At 60.2% G+C, this 16,059-nt stretch carries 16 protein-coding genes; 11 read left to right on the top strand and 5 right to left on the bottom strand.

The window, feature by feature from the left end; translation table 11 throughout:
• Positions 1-118: 118 nt before the first annotated feature.
• Both argJ and QIW53_RS05410 read left to right on the top strand, forming a co-directional pair.
• On the top strand, positions 119-1,336 hold the full coding sequence (gene argJ / locus QIW53_RS05415) for a bifunctional glutamate N-acetyltransferase/amino-acid acetyltransferase ArgJ (protein ID WP_371048612.1): 1,218 nt from the start codon (positions 119-121) through the stop codon (positions 1,334-1,336).
• A 231-nt stretch (positions 1,337-1,567) separates the two neighbouring features.
• A complete protein-coding gene (locus QIW53_RS05410; protein WP_371048611.1) occupies positions 1,568-2,518 on the top strand; it encodes a Nudix family hydrolase in 951 nt (316 codons plus the stop codon).
• A 124-nt stretch (positions 2,519-2,642) separates the two neighbouring features.
• On the opposite strand, the gene QIW53_RS05405 is transcribed toward QIW53_RS05410, so the two are convergent.
• From QIW53_RS05405 to QIW53_RS05395, 3 genes are read right to left on the bottom strand one after another with little or no spacing between them, the layout of a single operon-like run.
• Positions 2,643-3,209: a cob(I)yrinic acid a,c-diamide adenosyltransferase gene (locus tag QIW53_RS05405; protein WP_371048610.1), complete on the bottom strand. Its 567-nt coding sequence runs from the start codon at positions 3,207-3,209 to the stop codon at positions 2,643-2,645.
• A gap of 2 nt (positions 3,210-3,211) precedes the next feature.
• Positions 3,212-5,248 carry a sensor histidine kinase gene (locus QIW53_RS05400; RefSeq protein ID WP_371048609.1) on the bottom strand — a complete coding sequence of 679 codons (2,037 nt, stop codon included), beginning with the start codon at positions 5,246-5,248 and terminating at the stop codon, positions 3,212-3,214.
• A 46-nt stretch (positions 5,249-5,294) separates the two neighbouring features.
• On the bottom strand, positions 5,295-6,212 hold the full coding sequence (locus tag QIW53_RS05395) for a putative 2-dehydropantoate 2-reductase (protein WP_371048608.1): 918 nt from the start codon (positions 6,210-6,212) through the stop codon (positions 5,295-5,297).
• A gap of 140 nt (positions 6,213-6,352) precedes the next feature.
• On the opposite strand from QIW53_RS05395, the gene QIW53_RS05390 reads away from it, so the two are divergent.
• Positions 6,353-6,838 carry a YajQ family cyclic di-GMP-binding protein gene (locus QIW53_RS05390; protein ID WP_371048607.1) on the top strand — a complete coding sequence of 162 codons (486 nt, stop codon included), beginning with the start codon at positions 6,353-6,355 and terminating at the stop codon, positions 6,836-6,838.
• A gap of 139 nt (positions 6,839-6,977) precedes the next feature.
• The gene (locus QIW53_RS05385; RefSeq protein WP_371048606.1) at positions 6,978-7,820 is read left to right on the top strand and encodes a mechanosensitive ion channel family protein; all 843 of its coding nucleotides are present in this window, start codon (positions 6,978-6,980) and stop codon (positions 7,818-7,820) included.
• Between the two features lie 76 nt (positions 7,821-7,896).
• Here QIW53_RS05385 and QIW53_RS05380 read toward each other — a convergent pair whose 3' ends face one another.
• Complete coding sequence (locus QIW53_RS05380; RefSeq protein ID WP_371048605.1) at positions 7,897-9,237, bottom strand: OprD family porin; 1,341 nt, start codon at positions 9,235-9,237, stop codon at positions 7,897-7,899.
• A gap of 901 nt (positions 9,238-10,138) precedes the next feature.
• Between QIW53_RS05380 and QIW53_RS05375 the strand changes: the two genes are divergently transcribed.
• Together QIW53_RS05375 and QIW53_RS05370 are read left to right on the top strand one after the other, a co-directional pair.
• Positions 10,139-10,564: an HIT domain-containing protein gene (locus QIW53_RS05375; RefSeq protein ID WP_192305543.1), complete on the top strand. Its 426-nt coding sequence runs from the start codon at positions 10,139-10,141 to the stop codon at positions 10,562-10,564.
• Positions 10,565-10,567: 3 nt separating this feature from the next.
• The gene (locus QIW53_RS05370; RefSeq protein WP_192305545.1) at positions 10,568-10,774 is read left to right on the top strand and encodes a SlyX family protein; all 207 of its coding nucleotides are present in this window, start codon (positions 10,568-10,570) and stop codon (positions 10,772-10,774) included.
• A 63-nt stretch (positions 10,775-10,837) separates the two neighbouring features.
• Here the strand turns inward: QIW53_RS05370 and QIW53_RS05365 are convergent, their stop codons facing one another.
• On the bottom strand, positions 10,838-11,440 hold the full coding sequence (locus tag QIW53_RS05365) for a cold-shock protein (RefSeq protein ID WP_371048604.1): 603 nt from the start codon (positions 11,438-11,440) through the stop codon (positions 10,838-10,840).
• A gap of 305 nt (positions 11,441-11,745) precedes the next feature.
• Here QIW53_RS05365 and QIW53_RS05360 point away from each other — a divergent pair, with 305 nt between their 5' ends.
• The 5 genes from QIW53_RS05360 (at position 11,746) to QIW53_RS05340 (ending at position 15,932) form a co-directional block, all read left to right on the top strand.
• Positions 11,746-12,213, top strand: coding sequence for a Dps family protein (locus QIW53_RS05360; protein ID WP_371048603.1), 468 nt, complete (start codon positions 11,746-11,748; stop codon positions 12,211-12,213).
• 261 nt (positions 12,214-12,474) lie between these two features.
• Positions 12,475-12,813, top strand: a complete 339-nt coding sequence (locus QIW53_RS05355) for a ribbon-helix-helix domain-containing protein (protein WP_192305551.1) — start codon at positions 12,475-12,477, stop codon at positions 12,811-12,813.
• A 137-nt stretch (positions 12,814-12,950) separates the two neighbouring features.
• Complete coding sequence (locus QIW53_RS05350; protein WP_371048733.1) at positions 12,951-13,172, top strand: FmdB family zinc ribbon protein; 222 nt, start codon at positions 12,951-12,953, stop codon at positions 13,170-13,172.
• A gap of 112 nt (positions 13,173-13,284) precedes the next feature.
• Complete coding sequence (gene aspS, locus QIW53_RS05345; protein WP_371048602.1) at positions 13,285-15,060, top strand: aspartate--tRNA ligase; 1,776 nt, start codon at positions 13,285-13,287, stop codon at positions 15,058-15,060.
• Positions 15,061-15,185: 125 nt separating this feature from the next.
• The gene (locus QIW53_RS05340; protein WP_371048601.1) at positions 15,186-15,932 is read left to right on the top strand and encodes a YebC/PmpR family DNA-binding transcriptional regulator; all 747 of its coding nucleotides are present in this window, start codon (positions 15,186-15,188) and stop codon (positions 15,930-15,932) included.
• Positions 15,933-16,059 lie beyond the last annotated feature (127 nt).

Below are 16,059 nucleotides of genomic sequence, written 5' to 3'. Positions count from 1 at the left end.
CCCGTTACAGACGCTGAAATACCCGCGCCGCGACCGGCCCCTGCCGTCGCGGCGTTTTGCCATTTACACCACCGCTCCTGCCGGGCGGTGCGGACATCATCTAGTGAGGAGCGCATTCATGGCTGTTGGTCTTGGTCCTTTGCCAACGTTGCACCCGGTTGCCGGTTTTGAACTCGGTATCGCTTCGGCTGGCATCAAGCGCCCTGGGCGCAAGGATGTCGTGGTCATGCGCTGCGCCGAAGGTTCCACGGTGGCCGGGGTGTTCACCCTGAACGCGTTTTGTGCCGCCCCGGTGATCCTCGCCAAGCAGCGTGTGCAAGGCCCGGTGCGTTACCTGCTGACCAACACCGGCAATGCCAACGCCGGTACCGGTGAACCTGGCCTGGCCGCTGCCGAGCGCACCTGCGCGAAACTGGCCGAGCTGACCGGCGTTGATGCCAGCCTGGTGCTGCCGTACTCCACCGGCGTGATCGGTGAGCCGCTGCCGGTCGAGAAAATCGAAGGTGCGTTGCAAGCCGCCCTCGACGATCTCTCGGTCAACAACTGGGAAGCCGCCGCCACCGGCATCATGACCACCGACACCCTGCCCAAGGGCGCAAGCCGGCAGTTCCAGCATGACGGTGTGACCATCACCGTCACCGGGATCAGCAAGGGTGCCGGCATGATCCGTCCGAACATGGCGACCATGCTCGGCTACATCGCCACCGACGCCAAAGTCGCCCGTGACGTGTTGCAGAACCTGATGCTGGACGGCGCCAACAAGTCGTTCAACCGCATTACCATCGATGGCGATACCTCGACCAACGACTGCTGCATGCTGATCGCCACCGGTCAGGCGGCCCTGCCGGAAATCACCCGTGCAGAAGGCGAGCTGTTCGCCAAGCTCAAGCAGGCGGTATTCGAAGTGTGCATGGAGGTGGCTCAGGCGATCGTTCGTGACGGCGAAGGTGCAACCAAGTTCGTGACGGTCGAAGTCAATGGCGGCGCCAACCACCAGGAATGCCTGGACGTGGGCTACACCGTGGCGCACTCGCCGTTGATCAAGACGGCGCTGTTCGCCTCCGACCCGAACTGGGGCCGCATCCTCGCCGCTGTTGGCCGTGCCGGCGTGCCGGACCTGGATGTGAGCAAGATCGACGTGTTCCTCGGCGAGGTGTGCATCGCCAGCCGTGGCGCCCGCGCCGCCACCTACACCGAAGCCCAAGGCGCGGCGGTGATGCAACAGGAAGAGATCACCATCCGTATCGAACTGGGTCGCGGCGACTGCAGCGAAACCATCTGGACCACCGACCTGTCCCACGAGTACGTGAAGATCAACGCCGAGTACCGTACGTAATATCAACGAGCGAGAGCGAGCTTGCATTCGACAGCGGCGTTGAATGTCCTGGCCCCTTCGCGGGCAAGCCCGCTCCCACAGGTATAGGTGCTTGCCTGAGACATTGTCAGCGATGCGGTCATTGTGGGAGCGGGCTTGCCCGCGAAAGCGGCCGTTCAGTCACTGGGGAATCCGGCAGGCACTCTGACGATTCAAGGCCTGGCGAAAGGCGGGTCTGCAGGAGGTCGAGCAGTGAAACGTGTTCATGTCGCCGCAGCGGTCATTCGCGACCAGAGCGGTAAAATCCTGATTGCCCGCCGTGCCGCTACGCAGCACCAGGGCGGTCTGTGGGAATTTCCCGGGGGCAAGGTCGAGGCCGACGAGTCCGTCGAACGCGCCCTGGCCCGCGAGCTTCATGAGGAACTGGGGATAGTGGTGGTCGCCTCACGGCCGCTGATCAAGATCCAGCATGATTACCCGGACAAGCACGTGTTGCTGGATGTCTGGGAAGTCTCGGACTTCACCGGCGAGCCCCACGGTGCAGAAGGCCAGCCGCTGGAGTGGGTTACGGCCCGGGACCTGCCGAATTATGAGTTTCCGGTCGCCAATCAACCGATCGTTGCCGCCGCACGACTGCCGTCGCAGTACCTGATTACCCCCGAAGACCTGGAAGCGCCGGCGTTGCTGCGGGGCATGCAGAAAGCCATTGCCGGCGGCATCAAGCTGATCCAGTTGCGGGCGCCCAACGGCTACGATCCGAAGTACCGCGACCTGGCGGTGGACGCGGCGGGGCTGTGTGCCGGCAAGGCGCAGTTGATGATCAAGGGGCCGTTCGAGTGGCTGGGGGATTTCCCGTCGGCCGGTTGGCACATTACCTCGGCCCAGTTGCGCAAATACGCAGCGGCGGGTCGACCGCTGCCGGCGTCGCGCTGGTTGGCGGCGTCCTGCCACAACGCTGAAGAACTGGCTTTGGCCGAGCAGATGGGCGTGGACTTCGTGACGCTGTCACCGGTGCAGCCGACGCTGACCCATCCCGGTGCCGAGCCGCTGGGCTGGGAGCGGGCGTCGAGCTTGATCCAGGGCTTCAGCAAACCGGTGTTCCTGCTGGGGGGCGTTGGTCCGGCGGAGCAGCAGAAGGCCTGGCAAGCGGGCGCGCAGGGCGTGGCGGGGATTCGGGCGTTCTGGCCGGATTCACTGGTGTAACTGCCGGCCCCTTCGCGAGCAAGCCCGCTCCCACAGTGGATCTTCAGTGAACACAGAATTTGTGTACACCCTGGAACCACTGTAGGAGCGGGCTTGCTCGCGAAGGCGTCCTCACAGGCGCCGCTCAAACCTCAGGCTTGACCGCCGCCTCCCACAAAATCTCCGCCACCCCCTGCCGCCGCGCAATCACCCGCGCCGCCACAAACAGTAAATCCGACAACCGATTGATGTACGCCAGCCCGACCCCGGCCAGGGGTTCGAGCGCATTCAAATGCTGACACCGGCGCTCGGCGCTGCGTGCCAGGCTGCGGCACACGTGGGCCTGGGCAATCAGCGCCGAACCACCGGGCAGAATGAAATTCTCCAGCGGCCCCAGCTCCTCGTTCCACAGATCGATAGCCGCTTCCAGGCGCTGGATTTCCGCGACGTTCAACGCCTGGTATTCCGGCATCGCCAGTTCGCCGCCCAGGTCGAACAACCGATGCTGACAGGGCGCCAGCACCGCGCTGACTTCGTCCAGGCCTTCTGTCTCCAGCCCGGCGAGCAGCACGCCCAACTGGCTGTTCAAGGTATCCACCTCGCCGATGGCTTCGATGCGCGGATGGTCCTTGGGAACGCGACGGCCGTCGCCCAGTCCGGTCTCGCCTTTATCGCCGGTGCGGGTGTAAATCTTCGACAAGCGAAAACCCATGGTTACCTCGAAAGCTGATTGAGTTCTTGAGAGACGAGCGGGGTGCTGGTCAAGGGCAGGCGCAAGGTGAAACAGGTGCCCTGGCCCAGGGTCGATTGCACTTCCATCTGGCCCTTGTGGTTGTTGGTGATGATGAAGTACGACACCGACAGCCCGAGCCCGGTGCCCTGGCCGATTTCCTTGGTGGTGAAGAACGGCTCGAAGGTGCGTTTGCGCACGTTCTCGCTCATGCCGATGCCGTTGTCTTCGACCTGGATTTCCGCCCAGGGTGGATTGAGCCGGGTGCGCAGGATGATCCGCCCGGGCTCCCTGTCATCTTCGCGCTGGTGAATGGCCTGGGCAGCGTTTTTCAGCAGGTTCAGCAGCACTTGCTCGAGCTCGTTGGCGGTGCCGGGCACCGGGCCCAGCGTCGGATCGAACTGACGAATGATCGCCTGGCCCTTGAAGTCGAAACCGATCGCCAGGTCGAAATCGTTGCCGGCAATTTCCACGGCCTGGTCGATCAGTGCCGGCAGGTCGCACGGCGCCATCTGCCGGGTGCTGCGGCGACTGAAGCTGAGCATGTGGGTGACGATTTTCGCGGCCCGCGCGCCGGCCTGCTGGATGCCATCGAGTAGCTGTGGCACTTCACGGGCGCGCAGGTACTCATTGACCGTGTCCAGTTCGATGCCGATCTGCTCGGCCTGTTCGAGGTTTTTCGGCAGTTCCGTGGACAGGCGCCGGCGAATGTTCTGCACGTTGTGCAGGATCGCGCCCAACGGGTTGTTGATTTCGTGGGCCATGCCCGCCGCGAGCCCGCCGACCGAGAGCATTTTTTCCGACTGCACCATCATCTCTTCCAGGGACAGGCGCTGGGTGATGTCGTCGATCCGGATCACCACGCCACGGCCGGCGCCCCCCATCAGCGGGTAGAAGGTCAGGGCGTAGTGCTTGGGCTCATCGTCCTTGAGCCAGGTCACGCGCTCGATCTTCGCTACCGTGTGCTGCTCGACGGTTTGCTTGAGCTGTGGCAGAAACGGCTTGAGCGGTTCGAACGCGAGAAAGATCGGTTGATTCAGCGCCTCGTCCAGGCGTGTGCCGGAGAGCGCGCTGGCCTCCTGGTTCCATTGGGTGACGTAGAGCTGCTCATCAAGGGCGATCAGCGCCGACGGCATCGAGTCGATGATGCTGTTGAGGTAGTTCTGAAAGCCGGTGAGTTTCTTTTCGATCTTGCTGCGTACCTGGACTTCGAGCTCCAGCTTGCGGTTGGTGTGGCGCGTTTCCTCGGCCAGGCCCTGGGCCTGATCATACGCGGCCTGGGAGTCGTCCCGCGCCCGTTTGAGCTGCTGCTCCCGGGCCTCGATGCGCGACAGCATGGTATTGAAGGCCTCGGCCAGGCTGCCAATTTCGTCATGGTTGCCGCGCGAGGCGCGCAGGGCGTAGTTCTCTTCGCGGGTGACCTGCCGCGACAGCTCCTCCAACTGGTGGATCGGCCGGGTGATCAGGCGCTTGATCTGCCGGGCGATCATCAGCCACAGCAGCACGCTGAAGATCAGGATGCCGAGGCTGGCGGTCAGGGTCCCGGTGTAGAACGCCATCGGCAACTCGCTGCTGGCGACCAGCAGCAAATGACCGGGCGCGGTACCTGGGCGGGGCAGGGTGATCACCTGATTGCTGCGGAATTCGGTGGCTTGCCAGGCTTCGATATGGCGATAGCGCTCGGGTAACTTGAGTTTGTCGCCATGCTGCAATTGCGCCAGGCGTTCGCCCTTGCCGTCATACAACGCCGCTGCGCGCAGTGGCGAGTAGCTGTTGAGCTCGTTGAGCAGACGTTCTGCGCTTTGGGGGGACGCCAGGGCCTCGGACACCAGGCTCGGGTTGGACACCAGGCGGCCGATGGTCTGCAAGGCCTGGGGGGCCATGCTTTCCTGGGAGATGTAGTACGCGGCGCTGATGAAGGTCAGGTTGGCAACCAGCAGGACGGTGGTCAACAGCACCAGCAGGGCGGCCAGCAGTTTCTGGCCGACCGGAAGGTTTTCAAGGCGCTGGCGCAATGGCATCAGTTTGATCGCTGCACAAGGAACAAGTGGCCAGCGTAGCCGCTGCTCAGTCGCTGGGCAATCCGAGACGCTGCAGATGGGCGATCAGCCGCTGCTGCAACTGGTTGAGGTGCGGCAGGTTCAATTGATGCCGCGCCGCCGTTTTACAGGCGTAGCCCAGCAGGTAGCTGATTTCGGTGCGGCGACCCTGGGCGACATCCTGATACATCGAGGAGTAGTTGGCGGCGGTGGCGTGAATCACCCGTTCGACCTCCTGCTGCAGGTCCTCGGCCGCCGCCGGTTGGCCGCAGCGCTCGAGCAATTCGCTCAGTTCGCCGCACAGGGTCGCGACTTCGCAATGGTGATCCTGCAAGCCGCCATTACGGCAGTCGTGCAGCACGGTCAGCGGGTTGATCGCACAGTTGAGGGCCAGCTTGCGCCACAGCCGGGTAAGGATGTCGATGCTCCAGGCGTGGGGAATACCGGCGCTGACCAGCTCGTCCAGCCAGATCGGCGCCACCGGGTGCCCGGCATCCCCCAGCCAGGTGTAGCCGTGGCCGGCGAACACCACGCGCCAGTCGCCTTCGCGAAACGCGCCTTCGGTGCTCGATGCGCTGATGCAGCGTGCGTGCGGCACCTGAGCGGCGACCGCGTCCTGACTGCCGAGGCCGTTCTGCAACAGAATCAGTTCAGCGTCGGGGGCCAGCCGCGACGCCAGTCGGGCAACGGCTTGTTCGGCATCATAGGCTTTGCAGGCGACCAGCAGTCGGTTGATCGGCTCTCCGTTTTCGGCTGTTTCACCGGGAATGCCCCAGGTATGCGCCGCGCCCTGTTCCACCAGCGTCAGCCCGCCCGCCGCTCGATAAGCGTGCAACCGCGCTTCATCGCGCACGATCAGCCGGACCGGCACCCCGGCCCGCGCCAGACGCGTGGCCCACAAGGTGCCAAGGCTGCCGGCGCCCAGCACATGCCAGGTGGTGGACATCAGCTTTTTGCTCTGTTTGAGGCGCGCATCGAGGGCTCGCAGTGAATGATGGGAAAGACCCGTTATAATCAGCGCGGATTTTAACCGCAAGCCAGGCGTGCTCCCTCGCGATTGAGCGCGCCCTTTATTGGAGAGATTACATGCCGTCGTTCGACGTGGTATCCGAACTGGACAAACACGAAGTCACCAACGCCGTCGAGAACGCCGTCAAGGAACTCGACCGTCGTTATGACCTGAAAGGCAAAGGCAGCTTCGAGTTCAAGGAAAAGGACCTGACCGTCAACCTCACCGCAGAAGCCGATTTCCAGCTTGAAGCCATGATTGAGATCCTCAAGCTGGCCCTGGTCAAGCGCAAAATCGACGTGCAGTGCCTGGAAGTCAAGGACGCCTATGCCTCGGGCAAGTTGATGAAGCAGGAAGCCGTCCTCAAGGAAGGCATCGACAAGGAGCTGGCGAAGAAAATCGTCGCTCACATCAAGGACGCCAAGCTGAAGGTCCAGGCCGCCATCCAGGGCGAGCAGGTGCGTGTGACCGGCAAGAAGCGTGACGATCTGCAGGAAGCCATCGCGGCCCTGCGTGCCAAGACGTTCGATATGCCACTGCAGTTCAACAATTTCCGCGACTGACCTCTCAGGCGGGAACCTCTCGGCGCTTTTGGCGTCCGAGGCCCAAGCAGCGGCAGAACGATTGACCTCACAGGGGATCAGTCTTTTCTGCCGCTTGTCTTTTCGAGTGCCGGATGACCGGAAATCAGGAGAACTCTAGATGGACTTGAACGCTGAAGTGGACAACCTAGTCAAGGCGTCCCAAGCCTGGATCCCGATGATCATGGAGTACGGCAGCCGCGTGTTGCTGGCGATCGTCACCCTGGCCATCGGCTGGTGGCTGATCAACAAGGTCACGCAGAAGCTTGGTGGCCTGCTGGCGCTGCGCAACGCTGACCTGGCGCTGCAAGGCTTCATCAGCAGCCTGGCGAACATCATCCTCAAAGTGCTGTTGGTCGTCAGCGTGGCGTCGATGATCGGCGTGGAAACCACCTCCTTCGTCGCTGCGATCGGTGCCGCAGGCCTGGCCATTGGCCTGGCGTTGCAGGGCAGTCTGGCGAACTTCGCCGGTGGCGTGCTGATCCTGCTGTTCCGTCCGTTCCGTATCGGTGACTGGATCGAGGCCCAAGGTGTAGCGGGTACGGTCGACAGCATTCAGATTTTCCACACCGTGCTGCGCACCGGTGACAACAAGACCATCATCGTGCCCAACGGCAATCTGTCGAACGGCATCATCACCAACACCAACCGTCAGCCCACCCGCAAGGTGGTGTTCGATGTGGGCGTGGATTACGAAGCGGACCTGCAGAAGGCGCGGCAGGTGTTACTGGACCTGGCCAAGGATGAGCGCATCCTGAGCGAACCGGCCCCCCAGGCGGTTATTTCAACCCTCGGTGACAGTTCGATTACTGTTTCGTTGCGAGTCTGGGTCAAGACGGCGGATTACTGGGATGTGATGTTCATGTTCAATGAACAATCCCGGGATCGATTGAAAGCGGCCGGTATCGATATACCCTTTCCACAACGTGTGATTCGAGTGGTTCAGGAATCGGCCGTGCAGTAAGTAACAAACTTGTAACAAAAAAAGGCCCATCCGAAGATGGGCCTTTTGTTTGTTACCGCAAACTAACTGGATGCGATTACAACAGCGACAGCGGGTAGTCGACGATCAGACGGAACTCTTTGATGTCGCCTTCGCCTTGGTCAGCGTTAGCCTGGTGCCATGCTTGACGAATACGGAAGGAGAGATCTTTTGCCGGGCCAGTCTGAACAACGTACTTGGCTTCGAAGTTGGTTTCGTTGTGTTTGCCGTCAGCACCATACAGCGGGTCACCGTTGGATTTACGGTATACGCTGTTGGCCGCCAGGCCGGTACCGTCGATGTCCCAGCCTTTCACGTAACGGGTCATGAAGCTCAGACCAGGAACGCCGTACTCAGCCATTTTCAGGTCGTAACGGATCTGGGCAGATTTCTCTTCCGGACCGTTGAAGTCAGAGTACTGGATGGAGTTGGCGAGGAAGATCGAGTCGCCACCACGGTTGTTCTTGCCCACGCCGATGTAGTCGAACGGCGTATCACCATTGACCTTCTGGAAGGCTACGGTGAGGGTGTGTGCTTTCAGGAACGAGAAAGCGGCCGCCAGGGAGTACGTGGTGTTGCTGATGTCGCCAGCTTTGGAGTCACCGGTGTCCGAGGTGCGGTAGATGTTACCGTCCAGGTTCAGGGACTGATCGCCACCCATTGGGATGGTGTAGTTGGCGTTGGCGTAGTACTGGTTCCAGATGTCTTCCAGCTTGGCGCCGTACAGGGAAACGCTCAGTGCGTCGGTGATGCCATATTTGCCACCGAAGTAGTCGATGGTGTTGGCTTCTTCGCCTGCGTAGGTTGCGTACAGGCCGCCGTCACGGGAGTTGCGGTCCTGGCTGGTCGACGAGTAGAAGTGACCGGCTTCGAGGTCAAGGTCTTTGACTTCGCTGCTCTGCAGTTGGAAACCGCTGGCAGTTTGAGGAAGGATACGGGAACCGCCGACAGCGAACACTGGAGCAGTGCTTGGCTGCATGTCGCCGACTTTCAGCTCGGTTTTCGATACGCGGAATTTAACAGCGCCACCGGCCTTGCCCTGGCTGTCCTGAACGCCGTTGGCGCCTACAGGCATGTTGCCGGTACCGCCGGTACCGTCGCCACCGTCCAGTTTGATGGCCAGGTAGCCGAAGGCATCAACGCCGACGCCGACAGTGCCCTGGGTGTAACCGGAGCTGAAGTTGCCCCAGAAACCTTGGGTCCAGTCTTTCTGGTCGTTGCCGCCGTCTTTGTTATTACGGTTGAAGTAGTAGTTGCGCAGCAGAATGTCTGCTTTTGCGTCTTCAACAAAACCTTTGGCTTCAGCCTGGTCACTTACGAAAGGTGCTGCCGTTGCCACTTGAGTACTGGCGGCTGCTGCAACTGCCAGTGCGATCATGCTCCACTTCATCACGCGCATCGTGATTTGCTCCTTTGGTTTTAGAAGAGTACTGCCGTCCCACCTGTTTTTTTATCTGGGCGGCTCTTTCTTTTTGTGTCGGCGCAAACTTATATCACGCCGACTCTATTGGCGATACTTGCGTCTCTAACCTTTCAGCTTCTTTACGACCCTGTCGCAAATGGCTTGGTAGATGTCGCAAATTTACAGCCCCAATGCAATAGGAATGGCAACTACAGCGCTGTTTTCCAGGGCTTGAGCATCGGTTAAAAAGAGTCCTTGGTGCAGCCTTTGAATCTCCATCGGGCAACCCTGCCACTGTTTTTATTGCCTTTGAGCTTCCACGTCCGGTGGTGGCTCTGAAGGCGATGTGGGTGTGAATGCAACAAGCGTGCACAAATTGGCAATTCGCTGTTTTTTTTTCCGAACGCCCGCCTGTTACGTTAAAAGCCCCATAAAACCGGGGGTTACAAGCACCTATTGAAGGGGCTTGACGTCATCGTTTGCATCGTGTTGAACCTGGCCGTGCGGCGACGTGACAACAAAAAACGTTACCGGTTCACCCCTTTGGTGAGTAATCGGCGGATGCCCGACGCACTGAGCGTAGACGCACTGTGCGGTTTTGGTGCAAAAAATATTATTCGCTGTACTGATTTCACACAGTGGGGCCTGTGGTGAAAAGCGAACAGACCTCGGTTTTCGGGTCACTTTGGTCGTTTTGGGGTGGTCGATGGTGCTGAAATGGTGCGCCCCCGGGAAAAATGTCTCATGCCGGGGCGTAGTTGAGCGCGAAGGTTCGGCCTGCAATGGGTTCGTCGTGAAGCCGGCGGCATTCGCAGGTATGCTGCCGTCCTGTCGCTTGGTGCGTCGCTCTCGGGAGCGGGCGCTAAGCTGAAATGATCAACGTCCGGGAGTGCACGCAGTGTTCGCTTTAGATCCACGACTTCAACAAGACACGCTGCCGATCGGCGATTTCCCGCTCAGCCGGTTGCTGTTGTCCAATGATTCGAACTACCCCTGGTTCATCCTGGTGCCGCGCCGCGCCGATATCAGCGAGATATTTCAGCTCGATGCCGCCGATCAGCAGCAACTGTGGCGCGAAACCACTGTGCTCGCGGAGTTGCTCAAGGATTCGTTCGACGCCGACAAGTTGAATGTCGGGGCGTTGGGTAACGTCGTCAGTCAATTGCACATGCACGTGATCGTGCGCAAGCGCGAGGATGCCGCCTGGCCGGCCCCGGTGTGGGGCAAGCACCCGGCCCGGCCTTATACGGCGCAACAGGTCGCGACGATACGCGAGCGGCTGCGCCTGATCCTGACCGAAGATTTCACGTTTCTGGAGGGTTGAGTCATGAGCCTGGAAGAACGCGTTACCGATCTGGAAACCCAGCTGGCGTTTCAGGATGACACCATCCAGGCGCTGAGTGATGTGCTGGCCACACAGCAGCGGGCGGTTGAGCGCCTGCAATTGCAAATGGCCGCCTTGCTCAAGCGGCAAGAGGAGATGGCCGGACAGTTCGGGGTATTTGAAGAAGAAGCGCCGCCTCCGCATTACTGAACGACTGCGCATAAAAAAAACCGCGAACAGCCGGGCTGCTCGCGGTTTTTTTTCAGCCTCGGATCAGCGTCGCGGCAGTGCGGCGATCACGTCTTCGGCCTGCAGGCCCTTGTCACGGTTCATGACGGAAAACTCCACGCGCTGGCCTTCGACCAGGACACGATGGCCTTCGCCACGAATGGCCCGGAAATGCACGAAGATGTCATCGCCGGAGTCGCGGGAAATAAAGCCGAAGCCCTTGGAGGTGTTGAACCACTTGACGGTACCGGTATCGCGGTTGCTCATGTCGTAGCTTGGCGAGGCGGCGGTCGGGGACGATTTGTAGAAACTGACACCAAGGTGCAGCAGAACCGCAATCAGTGCCGCGACCAGGCTGAACAGGACCGCCGGCTGACCGGCAATGACCGGCATCGGCGCAAGCAGCGTCAGGGTTTGCAGGACGACAGCCAGTACCAGCAGAGCGCTGACCAGGTTCTGCAATTGATGACGTGGACCTTTGTTCCAGTGCGGAATGACGGGTGCCAGGGTCAGGTTGAGGAGGCCGAAAAAGGCCAGGTACAGTGCATCGGGTTGTTGCAGGTAAGGAACAGCCTCGGACCGCAGGCTGGGAATGAAGGACAGCAGCAAGGCTGCTGCGCCCATTAGGAGGTGGACGATTTTCAACATTTTTATTGACTCACATTCAGGCGTATCACAAGGAAGAGCTGATCGGGCACGGTTCGCTTCGAAACAATGAGAGGCGTTGGACACGCACCTGGCATCAGCCTATGCGCAGCGCCCGAAAAAAAGGCGTTGACGACACGTTGTCTATTTAACAGCAAAGCTCGCGGCTACTCAAATCAGGGTGTCCAGCGGTGTCTCGGGGCGTTTTGTCACAGGCTCCGGGCGCAATCCGGGCTGCGATTGCGCGGCGGGCTTGCTAGAGTGGTCGTGCACCTGTTGGATGAATTCATCACCGTTAGGGGAATAGCATGGCAATCGATATCGGTATCAGTGAAGAAGACCGCAAATCCATCGTCGACGGACTTTCGCGTCTGCTGGCGGACACTTATGTACTTTATCTGAAGACCCATAACTTCCATTGGAACGTCACCGGCCCGATGTTTCGGACGCTGCACTTGATGTTCGAAGAGCAATATAACGAGTTGGCGCTGGCGGTCGATTCAATTGCCGAGCGTATTCGCGCGCTGGGCTTTCCTGCGCCCGGTGCCTATTCGATCTATGCGCGTCTTTCTTCGATCAAGGAAGAGCCGGGCGTACCCAGTGCAGATGACATGATCAAGCAACTGGTCGAAGGTCAGGAAGCGGTCACGCGTACAGCGCGAGGGATCTTCCCCCTGCTGGACAAGGTCAGTGACGAACCCACCGCCGACCTGCTGACCCAACGCATGCAGGTGCACGAAAAAACGGCATGGATGCTGCGCGCCCTGCTGGATTGAAGGCGCCCGGGGCGCGCGAATGGCAGCCGATGGGGGCGGTTCGCGCGCTGTGTTCCCGTTGCGACACCCTGTGGGAACTCACGCTGCGCTCTGTAGGAAATTGTCCAGACTAGGACGGTCTCCGTGATCCGCCTGTTGTTGTTGGCTTATCCTACGTCGATGGTCATAAAGTCATCTGGATATAACTTTGCGCCTGCGGTTTTATAAGGCTTGCAACATGGCTTTTATGGAAACCAGAGATGGCAAAGGAGTGTCAGTAGTATGGTTTATGACGGCAGATTAAATGAAGGAAGGTTGGGTCCATTAAAGGATGTAAGGATCGACCCGTTTGTCAGTGAGTTCGATATGGGGCTGGCCCAGCCGTTATCCCGATCCGTTCGCTTGAATGGTTTTGCCACCTGTTTGCGGCTTGAACAGGTGTATTGGGATATTCTCGGGGAAATGGCGAAAATCAATTGCTGTTCGGTCAGTGCCCTCCTGTCCCATGTCGACCGTGAGGTGCATTTGCGCCACGGCGGGGTAAAAAACTTCAGCGGATTGGTGCGGGTTGTCTGTGTCGTGCACAGTCGCAATGAGGAGCGGGGCGGCGTCCTGGCGTAGCGATGGCGAGCGCCGTGCATCGAGTGTCGGTCCGTGCAGTCTTACGGCTGCACAGGCCGCATTTAATGGATATAATCCCGCTCTTTGCCGCAAAACCCAGCGTGTGCGGTAGCATTCTGATCGCCGAGACAACCCCGATGCCGATGTACGACTATCAATGTGCTTCCTGTGGTCATCAGTTGGAAGCCATTCAAAAGATCAGCGCAGCACCGCTGGTCGACTGCCCCGCCTGCCAGGCGCCAGAGCTCAGGAAGATGCTGTCCATGCCGGGTTTCCGCCTCAGCGGCAACGGCTGGTACGAAACCGATTTCAAGACCGGTTCCAAGAAGAACCTGGCCGGTGGCGATAAAGCGGACTAAGGTCTGCAACCCGATTCAACGACACGCGCGAGCTCTTGCGGCATCATTCAGCACTTGAAAGTGCGCAAGGCCTCCAACCGAATTTCGAATTACGAGAAGTGAAACCACGACCATGATGCGCAGCCATTATTGCGGCCAACTGAACGAAAGCCTGGACGGCCAGGAAATTACCCTTTGCGGATGGGTTCACCGTCGCCGTGACCACGGTGGGGTGATTTTCCTCGATATCCGTGATCGTGATGGTCTGGCCCAGGTGGTATTCGACCCGGATCGCGCCGAGACCTTCGCCGTCGCCGACCGTGTGCGCAGCGAATACGTGGTCAAGGTGACCGGCAAGGTACGCCTGCGTCCGGCCGGTGCCACCAACGCCAACATGGCGTCGGGCATGATCGAAGTACTGGGTTATGAGCTGGAAGTGCTGAACGAAGCGGAAACCCCGCCGTTCCCGCTCAACGAGTTCTCCGACGTTGGCGAGGAAACCCGCCTGCGCTATCGCTTCCTCGACCTGCGTCGCCCGGAAATGGCCGAGAAGCTGCGTCTGCGTTCGCGCATGACCACCAGCATCCGTCGCTACCTCGACGAAAACGGCTTCCTCGACGTCGAGACGCCGATCCTGACCCGTGCGACCCCGGAAGGTGCCCGCGACTATCTGGTGCCAAGCCGTACCCACGCCGGTTCGTTCTTCGCCCTGCCGCAATCGCCGCAGCTGTTCAAGCAACTGCTGATGGTCGCCGGCTTCGACCGCTACTACCAGATCGCCAAGTGCTTCCGTGACGAAGACCTGCGTGCCGACCGTCAGCCTGAGTTCACCCAGATCGACATCGAGACCAGCTTCCTCGATGAGAAAGACATCATGGGCCTGACCGAAGGCATGATCCGCAACCTGTTCAAGGAAGTGCTGGATCTGGAATTCGGCGAATTCCCGCACATGACGTTCGAAGAGGCCATGCGCCGCTACGGTTCCGACAAGCCGGACCTGCGTAACCCGCTGGAACTGGTAGACGTTGCCGACCAGCTCAAGGACGTCGAATTCAAGGTGTTCAGCGGCCCGGCCAACGACCCGAAATGCCGTGTGACCGCACTGCGCGTGCCGGGCGCGGCGAGCATGCCGCGCAGCAAGATCGACGACTACACCAAGTTCGTCGGCATCTACGGTGCCAAGGGCCTGGCGTACATCAAGGTCAACGAACGCGCCAAAGGCGTCGAAGGCCTGCAGTCGCCGATCGTCAAGAACATCCCCGAGGCCAACCTCAATGTGATCCTCGACCGCGTTGGCGCGGTTGACGGCGACATCGTGTTCTTCGGTGCCGACAAGTTCAAGATCGTCAGCGAAGCCCTGGGCGCGCTGCGGATCAAGCTGGGTCACGACCTGAACCTGCTGACCTGCGAGTGGGCGCCGATGTGGGTCGTCGACTTCCCGATGTTCGAAGAGAACGACGACGGCAGCTTCAGTGCGTTGCACCACCCGTTCACCGCGCCGAAGTGCACCCCGGCGGAGCTGGAGGCCAACCCGGCCACCGCACTGTCCCGTGCCTACGACATGGTCTTGAACGGCACCGAACTGGGTGGCGGTTCGATCCGTATCCACCGCAAGGAAATGCAGCAGTCGGTGTTCCGCCTGCTGGGTATCGACGAAGCGGAACAGGAAGAGAAGTTCGGCTTCCTGCTCGACGCGCTGAAGTACGGCGCACCGCCCCACGGTGGCCTGGCCTTCGGCCTGGACCGTCTGGTGATGCTGATGACCGGCGCCCAGTCGATCCGTGAAGTGATCGCCTTCCCGAAAACCCAGAGTGCGGCCGACGTGATGACGCAGGCGCCGGGTGTGGTGGATGCCAAGGCCTTGCGCGAATTGCACATTCGTCTGCGCGAGACACCAAAGGCTGAGTAAGACGGGCCTGAAGGGCGCATCTTCGGATGCGCCTTTTTTTATCCACAGGTCGAGATTATTTTTGTTTGCCGGCCGGGGCCTCAAGGCGTGGCGGGCAATGTTTCAAAGAGAATTCGGAGCGAGTTATGGCAGGTCATTCCAAGTGGGCGAACATCAAGCACCGCAAAGAACGTCAGGATGCCAAGAAGGGCAAGATCTTCACCAAGTGGATTCGCGAGCTGACTGTCGCGGCCCGTCAGGGCGGCGGTGACCCGGGCTCCAACCCGCGTCTGCGCCTGGCGCTGGACAAGGCGTTGGGCGCGAACATGAGTCGCGACATCATCGATCGCGCCGTGGCCCGTGGTGCCGGTGCGGCCGACACCGACGACATGGTCGAGCTGACCTATGAAGGCTACGGCCCGGGCGGTGTGGCGGTGATGGTCGAGTGCATGACCGACAATCGCAACCGCACGGCGGCGGCTGTTCGTCATGCGTTCAGCAAATGTGGCGGCAACCTCGGTACCGACGGTTCGGTGGCCTACCTGTTCGAGCGCAAGGGGCAGATTTCCTTTGCCGCCGGCGTGGATGAAGATGCACTGATGGAAGCGGCGATGGAAGCCGATGCCGATGACGTGGTCACCCACGAAGACGGCTCCATCGATGTGTTCACCTCGTTCGCCGGTTTCTATTCGGTGCGTAACGCGCTGGAAGCGGCGGGTTTCAAGGGTGATGACGCGGAAATCGTCATGTTGCCGACCACCAGTGCCGAGCTCGATCTCGAAGGCGCGGAGAAGGTCCTCAAGCTGATCGACATGCTCGAAGACCTCGATGATGTGCAGAATGTCTACTCCAATGCGGACATTCCGGAAGATGTGGCTGCGCAGCTCGGGTAAGTACCGCCGGGCATACTTGTGGGAGCGGGGGTTGACGCGGAAAAGGGGTTTAAGGCCAAAATGTTTGGGCATTTGTAAACCGATTAGAGGGCAAACCCCCGGCCCCAAATTTTTTTTTTTTTTTTTT

Source organism: Pseudomonas fluorescens (genome assembly GCF_041354075.1).
GTDB classification, from domain to species: Bacteria; Pseudomonadota; Gammaproteobacteria; order Pseudomonadales; family Pseudomonadaceae; genus Aquipseudomonas; species Aquipseudomonas fluorescens_CE.
The sequence above is the reverse complement of the archived record's forward strand: the minus strand, read 5'-3'. Positions and strand labels throughout refer to the sequence as shown.